Source organism: Dentiradicibacter hellwigii (genome assembly GCF_041770905.1).
Taxonomy (GTDB): domain Bacteria; phylum Pseudomonadota; class Gammaproteobacteria; order Burkholderiales; family Rhodocyclaceae; genus Propionivibrio; species Propionivibrio hellwigii.
Window position 1 is genome coordinate 284,787 of the sequence record NZ_JBEUWX010000002.1, and the last position, 19,557, is coordinate 304,343.

General features: G+C 58.3%; 18 protein-coding genes. 15 read left to right on the plus strand and 3 right to left on the minus strand.

The window, feature by feature from the left end:
- Window positions 1-152: 152 nt before the first annotated feature.
- The 3 genes from kduD (at window position 153) to pdxK (ending at window position 2,738) form a co-directional block, all read left to right on the plus strand.
- Window positions 153-923: a 2-dehydro-3-deoxy-D-gluconate 5-dehydrogenase KduD gene (kduD, locus tag ABCS64_RS03620; RefSeq protein WP_418890556.1), complete on the plus strand. Its 771-nt coding sequence runs from the start codon at window positions 153-155 to the stop codon at window positions 921-923.
- Window positions 924-1,137: 214 nt separating this feature from the next.
- Window positions 1,138-1,902, plus strand: coding sequence for a YggS family pyridoxal phosphate-dependent enzyme (locus tag ABCS64_RS03625; protein ID WP_418890557.1), 765 nt, complete (start codon window positions 1,138-1,140; stop codon window positions 1,900-1,902).
- On the plus strand, window positions 1,899-2,738 hold the full coding sequence (pdxK, locus tag ABCS64_RS03630; RefSeq protein ID WP_418890558.1) for a pyridoxine/pyridoxal/pyridoxamine kinase: 840 nt from the start codon (window positions 1,899-1,901) through the stop codon (window positions 2,736-2,738). The genes ABCS64_RS03625 and pdxK overlap by 4 nt, the downstream gene beginning before the upstream one ends.
- A 241-nt stretch (window positions 2,739-2,979) precedes the next feature.
- On the opposite strand, the gene ABCS64_RS03635 is transcribed toward pdxK, so the two are convergent.
- Window positions 2,980-3,228, minus strand: coding sequence for a hypothetical protein (locus tag ABCS64_RS03635; RefSeq protein WP_418890559.1), 249 nt, complete (start codon window positions 3,226-3,228; stop codon window positions 2,980-2,982).
- 829 nt (window positions 3,229-4,057) lie between these two features.
- Between ABCS64_RS03635 and typA the strand changes: the two genes are divergently transcribed.
- The 11 genes from typA to ABCS64_RS03690 all read left to right on the plus strand — a co-directional run bounded on the left by typA (window position 4,058) and on the right by ABCS64_RS03690 (window position 15,704).
- Window positions 4,058-5,902, plus strand: a complete 1,845-nt coding sequence (gene typA, locus ABCS64_RS03640) for a translational GTPase TypA (protein WP_418890560.1) — start codon at window positions 4,058-4,060, stop codon at window positions 5,900-5,902.
- A 62-nt stretch (window positions 5,903-5,964) separates the two neighbouring features.
- Window positions 5,965-7,704 (plus strand): DNA polymerase III subunit gamma/tau, encoded by a 1,740-nt coding sequence (gene dnaX / locus ABCS64_RS03645; protein WP_418890561.1) that lies wholly within the window; start codon window positions 5,965-5,967, stop codon window positions 7,702-7,704.
- Window positions 7,705-7,772: 68 nt separating this feature from the next.
- Window positions 7,773-8,096 (plus strand): YbaB/EbfC family nucleoid-associated protein, encoded by a 324-nt coding sequence (locus tag ABCS64_RS03650; protein WP_479686647.1) that lies wholly within the window; start codon window positions 7,773-7,775, stop codon window positions 8,094-8,096.
- Window positions 8,096-8,698, plus strand: coding sequence for a recombination mediator RecR (gene recR, locus ABCS64_RS03655; protein ID WP_418890562.1), 603 nt, complete (start codon window positions 8,096-8,098; stop codon window positions 8,696-8,698). The genes ABCS64_RS03650 and recR overlap by 1 nt, the downstream gene beginning before the upstream one ends.
- Window positions 8,699-8,978: 280 nt before the next feature.
- The gene (locus tag ABCS64_RS03660) at window positions 8,979-9,578 is read left to right on the plus strand and encodes a glutathione S-transferase N-terminal domain-containing protein (protein ID WP_418890563.1); all 600 of its coding nucleotides are present in this window, start codon (window positions 8,979-8,981) and stop codon (window positions 9,576-9,578) included.
- Between the two features lie 39 nt (window positions 9,579-9,617).
- Window positions 9,618-10,109, plus strand: a complete 492-nt coding sequence (locus ABCS64_RS03665; RefSeq protein ID WP_418890564.1) for a ClpXP protease specificity-enhancing factor — start codon at window positions 9,618-9,620, stop codon at window positions 10,107-10,109.
- A gap of 164 nt (window positions 10,110-10,273) precedes the next feature.
- On the plus strand, window positions 10,274-11,590 hold the full coding sequence (locus tag ABCS64_RS03670; RefSeq protein ID WP_418890565.1) for a hemolysin family protein: 1,317 nt from the start codon (window positions 10,274-10,276) through the stop codon (window positions 11,588-11,590).
- Between the two features lie 270 nt (window positions 11,591-11,860).
- The gene (locus ABCS64_RS03675; protein WP_418890566.1) at window positions 11,861-12,766 is read left to right on the plus strand and encodes a metal ABC transporter substrate-binding protein; all 906 of its coding nucleotides are present in this window, start codon (window positions 11,861-11,863) and stop codon (window positions 12,764-12,766) included.
- A gap of 336 nt (window positions 12,767-13,102) precedes the next feature.
- Window positions 13,103-13,942: a metal ABC transporter ATP-binding protein gene (locus ABCS64_RS03680; protein WP_418890567.1), complete on the plus strand. Its 840-nt coding sequence runs from the start codon at window positions 13,103-13,105 to the stop codon at window positions 13,940-13,942.
- Between the two features lie 38 nt (window positions 13,943-13,980).
- On the plus strand, window positions 13,981-14,868 hold the full coding sequence (locus ABCS64_RS03685; protein ID WP_418890568.1) for a metal ABC transporter permease: 888 nt from the start codon (window positions 13,981-13,983) through the stop codon (window positions 14,866-14,868).
- On the plus strand, window positions 14,865-15,704 hold the full coding sequence (locus ABCS64_RS03690) for a metal ABC transporter permease (protein WP_418890569.1): 840 nt from the start codon (window positions 14,865-14,867) through the stop codon (window positions 15,702-15,704). The genes ABCS64_RS03685 and ABCS64_RS03690 overlap by 4 nt, the downstream gene beginning before the upstream one ends.
- Before the next feature lie 28 nt (window positions 15,705-15,732).
- Here the strand turns inward: ABCS64_RS03690 and brnQ are convergent, their stop codons facing one another.
- Both brnQ and ABCS64_RS03700 read right to left on the minus strand, forming a co-directional pair.
- A complete protein-coding gene (gene brnQ, locus ABCS64_RS03695) occupies window positions 15,733-17,097 on the minus strand; it encodes a branched-chain amino acid transport system II carrier protein (protein ID WP_418890570.1) in 1,365 nt (454 codons plus the stop codon).
- A 267-nt stretch (window positions 17,098-17,364) separates the two neighbouring features.
- On the minus strand, window positions 17,365-18,273 hold the full coding sequence (locus ABCS64_RS03700) for a class I SAM-dependent methyltransferase (RefSeq protein WP_418890571.1): 909 nt from the start codon (window positions 18,271-18,273) through the stop codon (window positions 17,365-17,367).
- 177 nt (window positions 18,274-18,450) lie between these two features.
- On the opposite strand from ABCS64_RS03700, the gene ylqF reads away from it, so the two are divergent.
- Window positions 18,451-19,365 (plus strand): ribosome biogenesis GTPase YlqF, encoded by a 915-nt coding sequence (ylqF, locus tag ABCS64_RS03705; RefSeq protein ID WP_418890572.1) that lies wholly within the window; start codon window positions 18,451-18,453, stop codon window positions 19,363-19,365.
- The last annotated feature ends 192 nt before the right edge of the window (window positions 19,366-19,557 follow it).

A 19,557-nucleotide genomic window follows, 5' to 3' on the forward strand; every position in this document is an offset into this window, starting at 1 on the left:
TGAATAGATAGGCCAGTAAAAGCCCGCAGCGCGGTGGAGAAATACGGTCAAGGTGAAGATGGAAAGATCGCCAGGGAGCGTTGTGGCGGCTTCTCGTGGCATATTCAGGTGGCAGTTTCCCTGGCGCTTCACTCGATTTTGGAGAATAGGCAATGAATGGAATTCTTGATGCTTTCAAGCTCGATGGCAAGGTTGCCGTCGTCACCGGCGCAACGCGCGGCCTCGGGCGCGGTATGGCAGTGGCGCTGGCGCAGGCCGGCGCGGATATCGCCGGTGTCGGTCATGCTGCCGAGGCGCCGGAAACGGCGCAGGCGGTGGCGGCAAGCGGCCGCCGTTATGCGCATATTCAGGCCGATCTCGCCAAGCTTGATGTGATTCCGCGCATCATCGATACGGCGTTTGAACACTTTGGGCGCATTGATATTCTTGTCAATAACGCCGGCATCATCAAACGCAACGATGCCATCGACTTTACCGAGCAGGAATGGGATGCGGTGATGGATGTCAACTTAAAGTCGGTTTTCTTTCTCTGCCAGGCGGCGGCGCGCCAGTTCATCCGGCAGGGTGGTGGCGGCAAGATCATCAATATTGCCTCGATGCTGTCTTTTCAAGGGGGGATCCGCGTGCCGTCCTACACGGCCTCGAAAAGCGGCATTAAAGGGCTGACGATGCTGCTTGCCAACGAATGGGCGGGGCGGGGGATCAACGTCAATGCCATCGCGCCCGGCTATATGGCGACCGACAACACCGCCGCCCTGCGCGGTGATGCGCAGCGCAATGCGGAAATCCTTGGCCGCATCCCGGCTGGCCGCTGGGGCACGCCGGAAGACCTGGGAGGAGCGGTCGTGTTTCTGGCTTCAGCGGCGGCTGACTATATTAACGGCTACACCATCGCTGTCGACGGCGGCTGGCTGGCGCGCTGAAGTGCAAACGCCAGGTACAAGGCACAAGGCAAGGCGATGAACTATGAACGTTCGACGCGCAGACTCGCATACCGCCCATGTTGGATCAGCCACTGTTATCTGGAAGAGGAGAAAAGCGGATAGATTGCGGAGTTAAAATCTGACCGCCGATGAGGCGGCGATTAAGCCATTCGCGCCCCCTAAGCTGTGACTTGTAATCCGAATACACAACACAATGAAGCCTGTTTATCCACACGCTGAGACTGCGGAAGCCATCCGCGCCAATCTTGCCGCCGTACGGGCGCGTATCGACGCGGCTTGCCGCCGTTGCGGACGCGATCCGACCGAAGTTCGTCTGCTGCCCGTCAGCAAAACCGTGCCGGCGGAGAGTCTGCGTGCCGCCTGCGACGGCGGCGGTATCAACCTGCTTGGCGAAAACAGGGTGCAGGAAGCCTGGCAAAAATGGCAGGCTTTGCACGATCTGCCGCAATTGCGCTGGGCCATCATCGGGCATCTGCAAACCAACAAGGCCCGCTATGTCGCCCGTTTTGCCGCCGAGTTTCAGGCGCTCGACCAGCTATCCGTCGCCGAAGCGCTGGACCGCCGCCTGCAACAGGAAGGGCGCAGCCTCGACGTTTTTATTCAGATCAATACCTCCGACGAACCGCAGAAATACGGCATCGCACCGGAGGAAGCGGAGCGCTTTCTCAAGGTCTTGCCTGCTTACAGCGCCCTGAAACCGCGCGGGCTAATGACGCTTGCACTGTTCAGCAGCGATGAGGCCGCCGTCCGGAAATGCTTTATCCGCCTGCGGGAAACGCGCGACCGCCTACAGCAGCGGCATCCCGAGCTTGCCGAACTTTCGATGGGCATGTCCGGCGATTTTGAACTTGCCATTGCCGAAGGCGCGACGACCGTCCGCGTCGGGCAGGCGATTTTCGGTGCGCGCAATACGCCCGACAGCGCCTATTGGCCGAATCTCTCGCAATCACCACAATGACGATGAATTACGCCGAACGTCATCCGCTGCCGATAGACGTTCTCTCCATCCAGTCGCAGGTCGTCTATGGCACCGTCGGCAACAACGCCGCCCTGCCTGTGTTTGGCCGCTTCGGCATCCGGGCCTGCGCCGTGCCGACGGTTCTCTTTTCCAACACGCCGCACTACGACAGCATTCATGGCGGCGCCATACCGCCCGACTGGTTTGCCGGCTACCTCGAAGACCTTGAGCGCCGCCGCGCGCTGGAGCATCTGCGCGCTGTCGTTCTCGGCTACCTCGGCAGCCCGGAACAGGCGGAGATCCTGGGGGACTGGCTGACCGATCTGCGCCGCCGCCGTCCGCATGTGCGCGTCAGTATCGACCCCGTGCTGGGCGATGCCGATAGCGGTCTTTATGTTCGTCCCGAGCTGGCGGAACATTATCGCCGTCGCCTTGTCGCCTGCGCCGACCTCATCACGCCCAACCATTTTGAATTGGGCTACCTCAGCGAAAAAGGCAGCGATAACCCGCAGGATGCCATTGCCGCTGCGCGCAGCCTGCTCGGCGGCAGGCTGAAAACGGTCATTGTGACCAGCAGCCCCGGCGCATGTGCCGGAGAGATCGTCAACCTTGCCGTCAGCGCCGGAAACGTCGTCCGCAGCCGGCATCCGCGCATCGACAGCGATGTCAAGGGCACGGGCGATGCTTTCCACGCTGCCCTCAACGCGGGTCTGCTTCGCGGCGACCGGCTGGAAAAAGCCATGCAGACAGCCGGCGACTGGGTTGTGCAGGCGCTGAAATATACTGCCGCCGAAAATAGTGGAGAACTGCGCTTCCCGCCGCAGCTCGGGTCATAAGACGACTCGGCCTGATTGGCTAGGGCTATGGAAAAAACAAGGACTGCCCAGAAATCCTTTATTTACAGGCAGTTCCGAGGGTTGATAGCATCTTCTTTTGCCAAACTGCTGCGTTGCTGCGTTGGCCTTGCCTTGCCGTACTACTCGTACTGTCTGCGGCTTGTCGCCTTGTCTTTGGCAAAGTCGAGCCATAGCGGCTTCCTTGGCCAAAATACTGCGTTGGCTCGCCTTGCCGTATTACTCATACTGCCTGCGGCTTTACCGCCTTGTCTTTGGCAAAGTTAAGCCATAGCGGCTTCCTTCGCCAAAATACTACGTTGGCTTCGCCTTGCCGTACTGCTCGTACTGCCTGCGGCTCGCCGCCTTGTCTTTTGGCAAAGTCGAGCCGCTCTTTAAGCTTGCGCCCCCTGAAATCCGTAAAAACAGGGCAGAAAACATAAAATGCCCGGAGGTCCCCGTAAATAAAGGGCTTCAGGGCATCAAAAAACATAAACCGGAACACTGTGTCCAACTAACCCTCTGAAACCCTTTATGCACGGACATCTCCAAGGATGCCCGGAACCCCTTATAAACAGGGCACCCCAGAGCACCCGCCCGCAAACGCCCTATTTATAAGGGCTTTAGAGGCACATGCCCGCTAGCCCTTTGTTTATAAGGGTTCCAGAGATACCTGCCCGAATCGCCTTTATTTATACGGGTTTGCGAGCATACCCCTTCGCGCATCCGATCACGACGAAGCACCCCAAACTTCCTTAGGCGCAGCCGCAGGCGCGGGATAGCTTGGCGGGAACAAGGGCTTGATTGTTCGAGCGTAAGCGAGTTATCAAGCCCGCTGCCAAGCAACCCGCGACAAGGAGTCTTCTGCGCCTCGGGGTCGCCTTTCTTTGCTGACTTTCTTTGGCGAGGCAAAGAAAGTCAGCGGGGTGCGCTGCCGCACAGCGCAACGGTATCAAGAGAAGCCTCGCGGGCGGAGCCAGCACCTACAGTCAAACAACCCTTTCAATTCTTGTTTTTAGTTTTTCGGGCACTTGCCCGCTAGCCCGTGTATTTAGGGTATTTCAGAGGGGTATGCTCTGGAGCCCTTTTAAACAGGGCATCTCCGGCACCCCTGCCCTGAAGCCCTTTATTTATAAGGGTTCCAGAGGTGCCTGCCCGCAAACGCCCTGTTTACGCGGGTTCCAGCGGCACCTATCGGGAAACGCGCCGCCGTGTCATTTTGCAGCGGCGCTTTGTTTCGGCATCCGCCGGCACGCAGGCGAGCAAGTGCGTTGGCATGCGGCGTGCTAGAATCACCGCCCCTTTTAACAGGTCAGTGTTTCATGTCACGCGCCGTCCGCAATATCGCCATCATCGCCCACGTCGACCACGGAAAAACCACGCTGGTCGATAAACTCCTGCAACAGGCGGGAACATTCGCCGCACACCAGCACGTCGCCGAGCGTGTCATGGACAATAACGATATCGAGCGCGAACGCGGTATCACGATTCTGGCGAAGAACCTGGCCGTCGATTACCAAGGGGTGCATATCAATATCGTCGATACGCCGGGGCACGCCGATTTTGGCGGCGAGGTAGAGCGCGTGTTGGGCATGGTTGATGGCGTACTGCTGCTTGTTGATGCGGTCGAGGGGCCGATGCCGCAGACGCGCTTTGTCACCAAAAAAGCGCTGGCGCTGGGGCTGCGGCCAATTGTCGTCGTTAACAAGATCGACCGTGACGGCGCGCGGCCAGACTGGGTGGTCGATCACACTTTTGATCTTTTCGACAAACTGGGTGCGACAGACGAACAGCTCGATTTTCCGGTGATCTATGCCTCCGCCCTAAACGGCACGGCGGCAACCGACCTGAAACGGCCGGGGGTGGATATGCGGCCAATGTTTGAAGCGATTTTGACGCATGTGCCGCCGCCCGAAGCGAACGATATCGACGGGCCGCTGCAATTGCAGATCGCAGCCCTTGATTATTCGCCGTATGTCGGCCGCATCGGTATCGGCCGCATCCAGCGCGGCCGCCTGAGGCCGGCACAGCCGGTCACGGTGCTCTACGGGCAGCCCCAAGCGGACGGCAGCTTTCCCCACGGCGCGCCAAAAAGTGCACGGCTCAACCAGATTTTCGGCTTTAAAGGCATCGAGCGGGTAACGCTCGACGAAGCGGTGGCGGGCGACATCGTACTGGTGACGGGGATCGATGAACTGTCCATCGGCTGTACGATTGCCGACCAGGAGTCGCCGGAAGCTTTGCCGATGCTGAAGATCGACGAACCGACGCTGAATATGACTTTCATGGTTAACGATTCGCCGTATGCCGGCAGCGAAGGCAAGTATGTAACCAGCCGACAGATCCGCGAGCGCCTGCACAAGGAATTGCTGACGAATATGGCGCTGCGTGTCGAAGATACGCCGGATACCGACGTGTTTCTGGTGTCCGGGCGCGGCGAACTGCACCTGACTATCTTGCTCGAAACGATGCGCCGTGAAGGCTACGAGCTGGCGGTTGGGCGGCCGAAGGTGATCATCAAAACGATCGACGGCGAGCCGTGCGAACCGTATGAAATGCTGACGCTGGATGTCGAAGAAACGCACCAGGGCGGCGTCATGGAGGCGCTTGGCTATCGCAAGGGCGAGCTGCAGGACATGGTTTCCGATGGGCGCGGACGTGTGCGGCTCGAATACCGCATCCCGGCGCGCGGCCTGATCGGTTTTCAGGGCGAATTTATGAATCTGACGCGCGGTACCGGGCTGATGAGCCATGTCTTCGACGATTATGCCCCGCTCAAGGGCGATCTCCCCGGCCGCCGCAATGGCGTGCTGGTGTCGGCCGAGCAGGGTGAGGCGGTGGCCTATGCCTTGTGGAAACTTCAGGAACGCGGCCGGATGTTCGTGGTGCCTGGCGACCGGCTGTACGAGGGCATGGTCATCGGCATTCACGCGCGCGACAACGATCTGGTGGTCAATCCGATCAAGACCAAGCAGCTTACCAATATCCGTGCTGCTGGCAAGGACGAAGCGATCAATCTGACGCCGCCGATCCAGCTCACCCTGGAATCGGCCGTCGAATTCATCGACGATGATGAACTGGTCGAAATCACGCCCAAGACCCTCCGCATTCGCAAGCGCTATCTGCAGGAACACGCACGGCGTCGTGCGGCGCGTGCTGAAATATAGGCGGCGCGCTACGGTGTGTTCGCAATTTTCGGGCGCAGGGTAATCCGGGGTAGAATCGGCGCATGAGTTATCAGGTTCTGGCGCGCAAATGGCGGCCGAAAACATTTGCCAGCCTGGTCGGCCAGGAGCACGTCGTGCGGGCGCTGACGCACGCGCTGAATGAGCAGCGGCTGCACCACGCCTATCTTTTTACCGGCACGCGCGGTGTCGGCAAGACAACGCTGGCGCGCATTCTCGCCAAATCGCTCAATTGTGAAACCGGCGTGACGGCGATGCCCTGCGGTACTTGTTCCGCCTGCACGGAAATCGACAGCGGCCGTTTCGTCGATTTGCTCGAAGTGGATGCGGCGACTAACACCAAAGTTGATGAAATGCGGCAGTTGCTGGAAAACGCCGTGTATGCGCCGACGCGCGGGCGTTTCAAGGTCTATGTCATCGACGAAGTGCACATGCTGTCGAATTCGGCCTTCAACGCCATGCTGAAGACACTGGAGGAACCGCCGGCGCATATCAAGTTCATCCTGGCGACGACCGATCCGCAAAAAATCCCAGTGACGGTACTGTCGCGTTGTCTGCAATTCAACCTCAAGCAGATGCCGCCGCAGCTTATCGTCGATCACCTTCGCCATATTCTCGAGGCAGAAGGTATTCCGGCCGAAACGGGCGCCTTGAACCTGCTGGCGCGCTCGGCTTCGGGCAGCATGCGCGATGCGCTTTCGCTACTCGACCAGGCGATCGCACACGGCGCGGGCAAGGTGGAAGAGGCGTCGGTGCGCGATATGCTCGGCGCGGTCGATCTCGACTATCTGTACGACATTCTGGAAACGCTACAGGCGGGCGACGTGGCGGCCACGCTGCGGATTGTCGAGGCGATGGCGGCACGCAGTCTGTCTTTTGACGAAGCCTTGCAGGAATTGTCAGGATTGTTTACACGGCTGCAGGTCGCGCAGCTGGCGCCGTCCGCGATTGCCGACGATTTACCTGAACGCGCACGCCTGCTCGATCTGGCGGCGCGTTTCGACCCGGAGTCCATTCAACTCGGCTACCAGATCGCCATCCACGGACGGCAGGAATTGCCGTTGGCGCCCGACGAGCGTGCCGGTTTCATCATGACTCTGCTGCGCCTGCATGCCTTCCGCCCCGTGCAGGCAGGCGATGAGGATGAAAAAGACGAACAGCGGGCAATAGGGAAAAAAGCGCGCAGAGCACAGGGCGAAGACCATGCAAATCCGGCTAACCCTAAGGATCAGAAGGACGTGCCGCGCCGATCTGCCGCAGCGACCAGCGCGCCGGCGCAATTGGAGACGGAGATTCCTGTTCCTGAAAAAGAGGCCGTCGCATCTAAAAAAAAGGCTTCGCTGAAACCGTCCCTTACGCATGACGATGCGCCCCCAGCCGGGGCTGACATTTCGGCAGCGCAGGATCATTGGGCACAGATTCTGGCTGCACTGACGGCATCCGGACTCGGCGGTATGGCGCGCGAGCTGGCGCAGCATTGTGCTCTGCGCCAGGCGGATACGGCGGAAATGACGCTGGTGCTGGCGCCGGAACACCGGCATTTACTGATGAAACCGGCGCAGGACAAGCTACAGCAGGCGCTGGATACGTATTATGGGCGCGCCATCCGCCTGCGTATCGACGTCGACGCGGTTTCCGGCGACACGCCCGCTGCTGCCGCCCAGAAGCGTGAGCAGGCGCGGCAGGCGCAGGCCGTGGCGGCCATAGAACAGGACGCATTCGTGCGCGAGGCCATCGATCTGTTTGATGCAACACTGGTGGCTTCGTCCATCAAACCCGTTTGATGCAAGCATGATATGGATCACGACGTACCATTCATACCCTTCAACATTCCCGATACGAGGTATACAGCATGATGAAAGGTGGAATTGCCGGCCTGATGAAGCAGGCGCAGCAAATGCAGGAAAACATGAGGAAGGCGCAGGAGCAGTTGGCGCAGGTCGAGGTCGAGGGGCAGTCCGGCGCGGGGATGGTCAAGGTGACGATGACCTGCGCGCATGATGTGCGCCGTGTCGCGATCGATGCGTCGGCGATGGATGACCGCGAAATGCTGGAAGATCTCATTGCGGCGGCATTCAACGATGCCGTGCGCCGTGCTGAACAGATCTCGCAGGAACGTATGGCGGGATTTGCCGCCGGCCTGAATTTGCCGCCCGGTATGAAGTTGCCGTTCTGATGACCACGGTTTCAAGTCTCGAAGCCTTGATCGAGGCGCTACGCTGTCTGCCCGGCATCGGACCAAAATCGGCGCAGCGCATGGCGTATCACCTGATGCAGCGCGATCGGCCGGGCGCACAGAATCTGGCCGACGCCTTGCAACGCGCGCTGCTCGCCCTGCGTCATTGCCAGCGCTGTAACACACTGACCGAAAGCGAGCTGTGTGAGCGATGCGCCTCGTCGCGCCGCGACCCTTCGCTGCTGTGCATTGTCGAAACGCCCGTTGACATGAACATGATGGAGCAGACACAAGCCTATTCCGGTCTGTATTACGTGTTGATGGGGCGGGTTTCGCCGCTGGATGGCGTGGGGCCGCGCGAATTACGGCTGGAGCGTCTGCTGGCGCGCGTCTGTGATGGCATCGTCAAGGAAGTAATTCTGGCGACCAACTTTACCAATGAGGGTGAGGTGACGGCGCATTATCTGACCGAGATGCTGAAAAGCCGCGCTATCCGGGTGTCGCGCATTGCCCGCGGCGTGCCGGTTGGCGGCGAACTGGAATTCGTCGATGCGGGGACATTGGCGCAGGCTTTGCGCGAACGCCGGGCGCTGTCGGAGTAGCACGCCGGGGCCGTTGTCGAGTCTTTCTGCCGTTTCCGCCCGGTGTCGCTGCTTCATTTGCCGATAGGGCTGGCGTATAATCGGCCCCAGCCATGGATTGAGGGGTATCGCATGGCGTTTTACATTTTGCCGGGCTTCAAGCGTGAGTGCAGTTTGATGAGCAAATGAGCGACATAGACCGGCGCTGATCGGCCAGGTTTGCCGTTGCGCTCATCGCCAAAGGGGGTGAGTGCGCTTTGCAGCCGGCGTTTACGGGCGTGTTTTTGGGATACGGATAACCATGATGATTTTATATTCGGGCACGACATGCCCGTTCAGCCAGCGTTGCCGCATCGTGCTTTACGAAAAGGGCATGGATTTTCAGGTTGTCGATGTCGATCTGTTTGCCAAGGCCGATGACATTGCCGCCGTCAATCCGTATGGTCGGGTGCCGGTGCTCGTCGAGCGTGACCTGATTCTATATGAGCCGAACATCATCAATGAGTATATCGACGAGCGTTTCCCACATCCTCAGTTGATGCCGCCCGATCCGATCATGCGCGCGCGCGCGCGTCAGTTGCTGGTTAGCATGGAGCGCGAAATATTCGCCTATATCGAACCGCTGGAAAAAAATAATCTCAAGACAGCGGAAAAGGCGCGCCAGATCATCCGTGAACGCCTGATTGAGATGGCGCCGCTTTTCGTTAAGCAGAAGCATATGCTGGGCGAGGAGTTCTCGATGCTTGATGTGGCCATTGCTCCCTTGCTTTGGCGGCTTGAACACTATGGTATCGATTTGCCGAAATCGGCGGCGCCGCTGATGAAATACGCTGAACGGATTTTCAGCCGTCAGGGGTATATTGATGCGCTGACGCCTTCCGAAAAGGCCATGCGGCGTTAAACCGTCGGTGCCTATTTTTCCGCAGGAGCCATAGACGCCGTGAGCCTTCCATCGACCCGCTCTTATTTGATTCGGGCACTCCATGAATGGTGTTGCGATCATGGGTTTACGCCCTATATCACCGTCGTCGCCGATGAATGGGCGCGCGTGCCGCGTGAGTTCGTGCGCGATGGACACATCGTTCTGAACATCGATTATGAGGCAACGAACCGACTCAACATCGGTAATGAAGATATTTCTTTTCAGGCGCGTTTCGGTGGTGTGCCGCGGGATATTCTGATTCCGGTAGGCAATGTTGTCGCCATCTATGCGCGGGAAAATGGTCATGGCATGGCCTTTGAGTACGAAAAAAGCAGCCCCGCCCAAAATGATGCGCAGGAAACGGATCAGAAAATGTCGCTCGATCGGGGATCTGATGCTGTTGCGCCTAAATTGACGAGTCATGAAGGCCGGAACGGTGATGATGGTCATGATGATGACGGCGCGCCATTACCACCTTCCGGGCGTCCAAAGCTGCAGCGCATTAAATAAGATGGGCAGGGTATTCCCCGGGTACCGTCGTATCGCCGCCGCTGTGTCTACCGGTCGAGGTACATCGTCACAGCTGCAAGATATAGACAGGCTCCCAGATGCCATGACCGCGATAGCGCGATATGGCAACGGATCTTTGCTGAGATAGCCCCACGGTTGCGGCCATGGATCTCCTGCTGCTGTTTTTTCTGATCTGTATCAATGGCGTTTTCGCCATGTCCGAGATCGCTGTCGTTTCGGCGCGCAAGGCGCGTTTGCAGAAACTGGCCGATGACGGTAGTCCCGGCGCACAAGCGGCACTGGCGCTGAGCAATGAACCATCGGGCTTTTTATCGACGATCCAGGTGGGTATTACCACCGTTGGTATCCTGAGCGGCGCTATCGGGGAAAATACGCTGGCCGCGCCGCTGACTGAATGGTTGTCCCAATGGCCGGGGCTGGCGCCTTATGCGCGTGGAGTTGCCTTGACAGTCGTCGTCGTCGCGCTCACCTATTTTTCGATCATCATTGGCGAGCTGGTGCCCAAGCGTCTCGGCTTGCTGGCACCCGAGCGGATTGCCGCCCTGATTGCACCGCCGATGGGCGTGCTGGCCAAGATTGGCAAACCGCTGATCTGGCTGCTTTCTGCTTCTTCCGGACTGGTGCTGCATTTGCTGGGGGCGCGGCAGCGCGCTGAACCCCCCGTAACCGACGATGAAATCAACGTGTTGATGGAACAGGGGGCAGAGGCCGGCGTTTTCCACGAAAGCGAACAGACGATCGTTTCCAACGTGCTGCGTCTGGATGAGCAGCGGATTGCTTCGATCATGACGCACCGTAATGATATTTACGCGCTCGACCTGGATGCCCCGGAAGCGCAGATCCGCGCCCGTGTGGCGGAAAGCCCTTATACGCGTATCGTTGTTTGCCGTGATGATCTCTCCCAGGTCGTTGGTATTCTACGCACGGTGGATCTTCTCCAGCCGGCGCTGGCTGGCGAAAAACTCAATATCGAACGCTTTTTGCGCCGGCCGTTGTATGTCCCGGAGGGGGTGACGACAACGCATCTGCTTGAGAATTTCCGCAAGGCGCGCGAGCAGTGTGCGTTGATTGTCGATGAGTATGGTGAGCTGGAAGGCCTGGTGACGCTGACGGACGTATTGACCGCCATTGTCGGTGAAGTGCCATCTTCGGATATCGATGAGGAACAGGAGGCCGTTCAACGCGCGGACGGTTCGTGGCTGATCGACGGTGGTTTAGCCATTGAGCGCGTCAAACAGCTTTCTGGTATCGAGGATGATCTGCCTGGCGAAGATGAAAATGCTTTCAACACGCTGGGTGGCTTGATGATGTTCGTACTCGGCCGCATCCCCATCGCCGGAGATTATTTTGAGGTGGCTGGCTACCGCTTCGAAGTTATCGACATGGATAAAAACCGTGTTGATAAAGTGCTGCTTTCCCCTTTGCCGCCTGAGTCAGAATCCGCCGCTAAACGCCGCTAAAGGTGCACGCGGAAAAACGCAGCACGTTTGACGGCCGGCACGCCTGAAATAAATATCGTGCCCAGAGCAGTCCCAGCAATCGGCTGCCGCCGGTAATTCTGATAATTAATCAATCCGCTCAACGTACTTCTTGCGGCTTTCGTGTCGAATCATCATCTAGTTTGCATTTTTAAATGATAAGAATTATCATTTCGTGCGTTGATCCTTTTTAGGAAAAGGATCTTTCCCTGGTTTTTTAGAATTTCAAAAATCAAGAAAAGGAGTGTGTGTATGTATCCATATATCCGTGCATGTGCGCGTGTGTTGATGGCGGTTTCAGCCTTGGCTTTATGCGGGCAGGTCTCTGCGGCCAGCAAACCGTTTACCGTAGTGACGACGTTCACCGTGATTGCCGATATGGCAAAAAATGTTGCCGGCAACGACGCCAGAGTGCTTTCCATTACCAAGCCGGGGGCTGAAATTCACAATTACGAACCGACGCCACAAGACTTGATCAGGGCGCAGCAGGCCGATCTGGTTTTATGGAATGGGCTGAACCTGGAGGTTTGGTTCGAGCGCTTTTTTTCCAACGTGAAGAATGTGCCTTCCGTGGTTGTGACCGCGGGCGTTACCCCCATGTCAATCCGGGGCGGTGAATACGATGGCAAGCCGAATCCGCACGCCTGGATGTCGGTCGCCAATGCGCGGATCTATGTCGACAATATCGAAGCCGCGCTGGTGAAGCATGATCCAAAACATGCGGCCGGTTACCACAGCCGGGCGCAGGCTTACCGGGAGAAGCTCAATGCGATGGACGGTGAATTGCGTAAACGCGTCGAACGGGTGCCTGCCGAGCAGCGCTGGCTGGTGACGAGCGAAGGCGCATTCAGCTATCTGGCGCGTGACTTGGGATTGCGTGAAGCATATTTGTGGCCGATCAACGCCGAGCAGCAAGGTACGCCGCAGCAGGTTTCCGCGCTAATCGAAACGGTGCGTAAAAATAAGATTCCGGTGGTTTTCAGCGAAAGTACGGTATCCGACAAACCGGCGAAGCAGGTCGCCAAGGAAAGCGGCGCGCGCTATGGCGGTGTGCTCTACGTAGATTCGCTTTCTGCTGCGAATGGCCCGGTACCGACTTTCCTTGATCTTCTGCGTGTGACAACGGACACCGTGATGAAAGGTTTGGAGGCGAAGTGACCCTGCCTGCGTCCTCAATTCAGTGCCTAAAAGGCCGTTGCTCTGTGGCTGCATTGAAGTTTTGTCCGGGGCGGGCGATATCAGTAGCGAAGGATAGGCATGGGCAGTTTTTGGCTGAACGAAATCGATACTGCGAATGATTGGAAATCTGAAAACGGCTTGGCTGCTGATTGAGATCACCGTTGTAAATGGACTGGAGAGAAACGCGCGCAATTGAAATAAAGGAACTGGAATGAACCTCACAGGCGTCATGTTTGCCAGCTTTTTAAAGCTTCGCAACTGCGCTTTGCGGGTTCCAGAATCGCCGAAATTAATGATGGAATTTGCCTGCTGATCATGACTCCGGATGAAATGACCGACACTTCGCTTAACACTTCACTGGAAGTGGCGGATATCGCTGTAACGTATCCGAACGGACACCGCGCCATTCACGATGTATCGTTTTCTCTGCGCGGCGGGGTGACCTGTGCGTTGGTTGGCGTCAATGGCAGCGGCAAATCCACTTTGTTCAATGCCATTATCGGCATCGTGCATCCGCAGAAGGGGTCGGTGCGGATCAACGGCTTGCCCGTGGCGCAGGCGCTCAAACGCAACAGCGTTGCCTATGTGCCGCAGAGCGAAAATATCGACTGGCATTTTCCGATTCTGGTCAAGGATGTCGTTATGCTGGGGCGTTACGGCCATATGGGGCCGCTGCGTCGGCCGCACGATGCCGACCGCGTGGCGGTGCGCGCGGCAATGGAGCGCATGGGCATTGCCGATCTTGCCGAGCGTCAGATCGGCGCACTCTCCGGAGGCCAGAAAAAACGGGTATTCCTGGCGCGTGCGCTGGCGCAGGAGAGTCGCGTCATTCTGCTTGATGAACCTTTTACCGGCGTCGATGTGCAAACGGAATATGCGGTGATGGATCTGTTGCAGGCGCTGCGTGAGCAGGGATATTTGATGTTGGTTTCTACGCACAACCTGGGGGCAGTGCCGCGCTACTGCAACGAAGTGGTGCTGCTCAACCGCACCGTCATTGCCCGCGGATCAGTGGCGGATGTTTATACGGTAGACAATCTGGAGCGCACCTTCGGCGGCATGCTCAAGAATATTGGTCTCGGTGAAACCGCGCCGCAGGTACGTATTGTCAGCGATGACGAACATCCGGCCGTCTTTTTTGGTGGGCAGGCTTGATGGTCTGTGGCTGGAATCATTCTCCCAGGTGATGCGCCATGAATTTTCTGCTTGAGCCTTTGCACTATGACTTTATGCTCAAGGCGTTGTTTTGCAGCGCCTTGATCGGTTGCGTCTGCGCGTTACTTTCCGTGTTTCTTTTGCTCAAAGGTTGGTCGCTGATTGGCGATGCGCTTTCGCATGCCGTCGTGCCGGGCGTTGCTGTGGCCTATTTGTGGCAGTTGCCTTACGCACTGGGGGCGTTTACCACTGGGCTATTCGCCGCCGCCGCCATGCTGGTGCTGCGTCGCCTGCCGATGCTGAGGCAGGACGCAGTGATCGGTTTTGTGTTCTCCGTATTTTTTGCTACGGGTTTGCTGATCATTTCGTTGTACCCGACAGCAGTGGATTTGCAAGCCGTGATTTACGGCAATATCCTGGGCATTGCCGACAGTGACCTGTGGCAGATGCTAGTCATTGCTGGCGTTTCCTTGCTGATTTTGGCGCTGAAGTGGCGGGATTTCATGCTGCTGTTTTTTGACGACGTGCAGGCTGTGACCACGGGTCTGCCGGTGCGCCGCCTGCAATGGTTGTTTTTCGCACTGGTCAGTGCAGCCGTTGTGGCCGCCTTGCAGACTGTCGGCGCCATTTTAGTTATTGCTTTGCTGATTACGCCGGGCGCGACGGCTTTTTTGATGACCGACCGTTTCGGTCGCGTGCTGATCTGCGCGCTGATCATTGGTGTCGTCACAGCCGTTGTCGGCGCCTATGCCAGTTATTTTCTTGATGCTGCGACCGGTGCGGTCATCGTCGTTCTGCAAAGTTTTTTGTTTCTGCTGGTTTTTGCCATCAAGCATCTCGCCGTACACCGTGCGACACAGACGAAGAGCGCTCATCGACTGCAATGCACAGCGCCCGTTCGATACGGGGAGGAGGGCAGCGTATGAGCGGCTGGCTGGAGGCATTTAATTATCCGTTCATGCAGCAAGCGCTCTGGGTTGCCTTGCTGCTCGGATTGACCTGCGCCATGCTTTCGTGCTTCCTGGTGCTCAAAGGCTGGGCGCTGATGGGTGATGCCATTTCGCACGCCATTCTGCCCGGCATCGTTATCGCAGCCATTTTTGGATGGCCGCTGGCGCTGGGTGCATTTTGCGCCGCGCTTGTTTGCGCACTGACGACCGGCTGGCTCGAATACCGCAGCGTCCTGAAGAGCGATACGCTACTGGGCATCGTTTTTTCCGGCATGTTTGCCGCTGGCATCATTCTTTTCCAGAAAGCCGATAGCGGCCAGCATTTAACGCACATTCTGTTCGGCAACCTGCTGGGCATGCAGCCCGGGCAGCGCTGGCAGGTTCTCTGGATCTGCCTAACGGTCCTGATTGTGCTGGCCTTGAAATGGCGCGATTTCATGTTGTTCGTTTTCGATGCCGCCCATGCACGGCTCAGTGGCCTGTCCGTGCCGTTCCTTTATGTCGGCCTGCTGGCGCTGTTGGCGCTGACTGCTGTCGGCGCAATGCAGGCCGTTGGCGTCGTACTGGCGGTGGCGATGCTGATTGCGCCCGGAATCAGCGCGCAACTGGTGGTCAGCCGTTTTCACCACATGCTGATCGTTGCCGCGCTGCTCTCAATGTGTGCCACCTACGCCGGCGTGCTGATCAGCTTTCGGCTCGATGCCTCGACGGGCGCCTGCATCGTACTTTGTCAGGCGGCGGGCTTTTTTCTGATGCTGTTGCTACATTATGGTATGCATTACAGAAAGACCCGAATGCCATCGCACGCATGAGCGGCGCGTTTCTGTGTTTTTTCGCTAATCAGGACGGTGTGGAATCGATCGCTGGCCTGGGGCGTTGCAGAATCTTTATGGTCATGCCAATGCCAAAACCGATCAGCGCCGGCACTACCCAGCCCAAGCCGGAGGCGTACAGCGGCAGGTAGTCGCCAAACAGCGCATGCAGGCGCATGGGCAGGCCGTGCTCGACACCGCTAAATGCTTTCCAGCCGTCAAACAGTGCGACCGTCCCTGTCGCGAGCATCGTGCAGATATAGACGATGCGGCCGCCGCCAAAAAAATTATGGAGCAGGGCGAGTGCGATGAGAGCGATCGTCAGCGGGTAGAGCAACATCAGTGCGGGCACAGAAAGTTTGATGATGGTGTTGAGCCCGACATTGGCGAGTCCGCAGGACACCAGCGTGAAGAGGATGGCCCAGGTGCGGTAGGCGCATCGCGGCAGCAGGCGGTTGAAATATCCCGAACAGGAAGTGATCAGCCCGACTGCGGTAGACAGGCAGGCAAGGAACACGATCACGGCCAGCAAGATTTTGCCGGCATTGCCGAAGTAATGTTCAGCGCTTTTCGAGAGTACGGCCGCCCCGTTTTGTTGCAGGCCGATGCCGCCAACGCTGGTGGCGCCCATATAGGCAATGAAAACATAAACCACCGACAGGCAAAGCGCCGCCACGCAACCGGCGCGCATCGTCAGGCTAAGCATTTGCCGTTTATCCGACACGCCCTTGCTGCGTACGCTGCTGATGACGATGATGGCGAAGACCAGCGAAGCGAGCGCATCCATCGTTTCGTAACCGGCGATGATGCCTTGGGTCAGCGCGTGCGTGTCGTAGCCGCTCGCGGCCTGCGGCGCCTGCGGCGCGGCCATCGGTTTTATGGCCGCGGTGATCACCAGAATGGCGATGGTCAGGAGCAAGGCCGGCGTGAGCACCTTGCCGATGCGGTCGACCAGCTTGCCCGGCGAAATTGACAGCCAGTACGACGCACCGAAGAAGAGTAGACAGAAGGCCGCCAGATACAGTCTTTTGCCGTATTCATCAAGTTCACCGAGGAAGGGCGCGACGCCGATTTCGAAGGATACGGTTGCTGTACGCGGAATAGCGAACAAGGGGCCAATCGCCAGATACAGCATCACGGCAAACAGCGTGCCGTACCAGGGCGTAACGCGCGATGCCAGATCCTGTACATCGCGCGAGCCGGAATAGCCGACCGCGATAACGCCCAGCAGGGGCAGTCCGGCGCCGGTCAGCAAAAAGCCGCTCATGGCAGCGAAAATGTGATCCCCCGCCTGCTGCCCCATCAGCGCGGGGAAAATCAAATTGCCCGCGCCGAAAAACAGTGCGAACAGCATCAAGCCCGTGGCTACAAAAATAGATCTGTGAGTATGCATGTCTATGTAAAGTGTGTCACACCGGCGTTGATGAAATCGGGGCCATTCCGGACAGGCTGGCGCCCGACAATCGTCTTGCCACACACTGTTTAATTTCCAAAAATACTACCGCTCTGCCCAATGGTCAGAGCGGTCACACGAAAAGTCTGGGTAACGAAAAAACCGCCATCGGCAGGCGGTTTCCACGCACCGAATATATCAGTATTTATGCATGAAACAAAGTCGGGGTGCGCTGGAAGCCGTTCCGGGGAAGCATTCCCTCGGCATTCATGCATTATTTTCTGCCGGAGCGGGCGGAACGGGAGAATCGAGAAAGCGGCTGCTTAGCGCTTCAAGGCCCAGCTGGTGCAGGATCGTCGCCAGCCGTTGCGCCGCGTTGCCGCGCGTTTGCCCGGTGTATTCGGCGATGATCAGCTCGTTCTTGAGCGAATGTTCCCAGCCGACCAGTTCGGTGGTGGTGACGCGATAAGCATGGGCTTCCAGTTGCAGGCAACGCAACACATTGGTCAGCAAACTGCCGAATTCGCGCGTGTGGATTGGGTGACGCCACAGTTCGGCGAGCGGAGTGCGTGCCAGCGCGGCACTCTTGTTTTGGCGCAGGACGGCGGCGACTTCCGCCTGACAGCAGGGGGCCAGCACCACAAAGCGGGCGCGCTTGTGCAGGGCAAAGCGGATGGCATCGTCCGTCGCCGTATCGCAGGCATGCAGGGCGGTGACGATATCGACCCGCGCCGGCAGGGTGGGTGCATGAATCGAAGCCTCGGCACTCAGATGCTCAAAATACATGCGGGAAAAACCCAGGCGGCCAGCCAGTTCACGCGAACGCGTGACGAGTTCGGCGCGCGTCTCGATGCCGAAAATCTGCCCGCAATGCCGGGGATGCAAAAACAGATCGTAGAGGATAAAGCCGAGATACGACTTGCCCGCGCCAAGGTCGACGAGCGTGAAATCGCCTTGCGCTTCCTGTAGATGAACCAGCAGCGGTTCGATGAACTGGTAGAGATGGCGAACCTGTTTCAGCTTGCGGCGGCTGTCCTGGTTGAGCTTGCCCTCGCGCGTCAGGATATGCAGTTCCTTAAGCAGTTCGATCGACTGGCCGGCGATCAACGGTTCAGCAGGCGCCGGCGCGGGGGGCTTGCCGCTGTGCCGGGTATTTGGGGATTTTTTGGGATTCATGATGCGGGCGATTTTATCGTGCTTCGCGTAAGGCACGTACGGGCAAAAAAAGAGCGATCGATAGAACAAAGCGCAGCAGCCGGGCAGATAAAGCACGGACTCATGCGCCGGCAATGCGATAATGCCCCCCGTTTATTGCATCCCCCACATTTGAGTTCTGACTTTTCTGGATCGTTCATGGCAATTCAGTGGTTTCCCGGACACATGGTGTCGGCGCGCCGAAAGGCGGCCGAAACGATGGCCAATATCGACGTTGTTATCGAAGTCGTCGACGCGCGCCTGCCGGCGGCCAGCGCCAACCCGCTGGTGGCCGATCTGCGCCGGCATCGGCAGCGGCCTTGCCTGAAGGTGCTCAACAAGTCCGATCTCGCCGATCCGGCGGTCACGCGCGCCTGGATCGCCGAGTTCAACCGGCAGCCGGGCGTCAGCGCCGTGGCGATTTCGAGCCGCAACGCCGGCGAAGTTGCCCGCTTGCCCGCACTGTGCCAGGCGCTGGCGCCACATCGCAACGACACGACCAAACCGCTGCGCATGATGATCATGGGGATTCCCAATGTCGGCAAATCGACGCTGATGAATGCGCTCGTCGGCCACAAGATCGCCAAGGTCGGCGACGAGCCGGCGGTGACCAAGATGCAGCAGGCGCACCGCCTGAGCGCACGGCAGACGATCATCGATACGCCGGGACTGATGTGGCCGAAAATTCAGTATGACAGCGATGGCTTTATGCTCGCGACCAGTCATGCCATTGGGCGCAATGCCGTTATTGACGAGGAAGTCGCAGTGTTTCTTGCCGGGCTGCTGCGCGAGCGTTATCCCGCGCTGCTTGCGGCGCGTTATGGGTTCGCGGTCGAAGAACTGGATGCCGTAGACATCATCGAAAGCGTCGCGCGCCGGCGGGCGTTGCGGATGCGCGGCGGCGCGCTCGATTTTGCCAAGGCCTCGCTCGTACTGCTGCAGGATTATCGGGATGGCCGGCTTGGGCGCATCAGCCTGGAAACGCCGGAAACGCGCCGAGCCATGCTCGCCGAAGCAGCCTCGGAACACGACGAAACGGCTGCGGAAGATAAACCAGCGCGCCCGCCCGCATGAAAAAGCCGGCGTAACGGACAACGGTATTTTTTGGGCGCCGCAGAAAAGATGCCCGCCAGCCCGCGTATCTAGGGCGTTTCAGAGGAGCTGCCCGTAAACCCCTTGTAAATAGGGCATCTCCGGGGGGCTTACCCTGAAGCCCTTTATTGATAAGGGTTCCAGAGGTACTTGCCCGGAACGCCTTTATCCGCG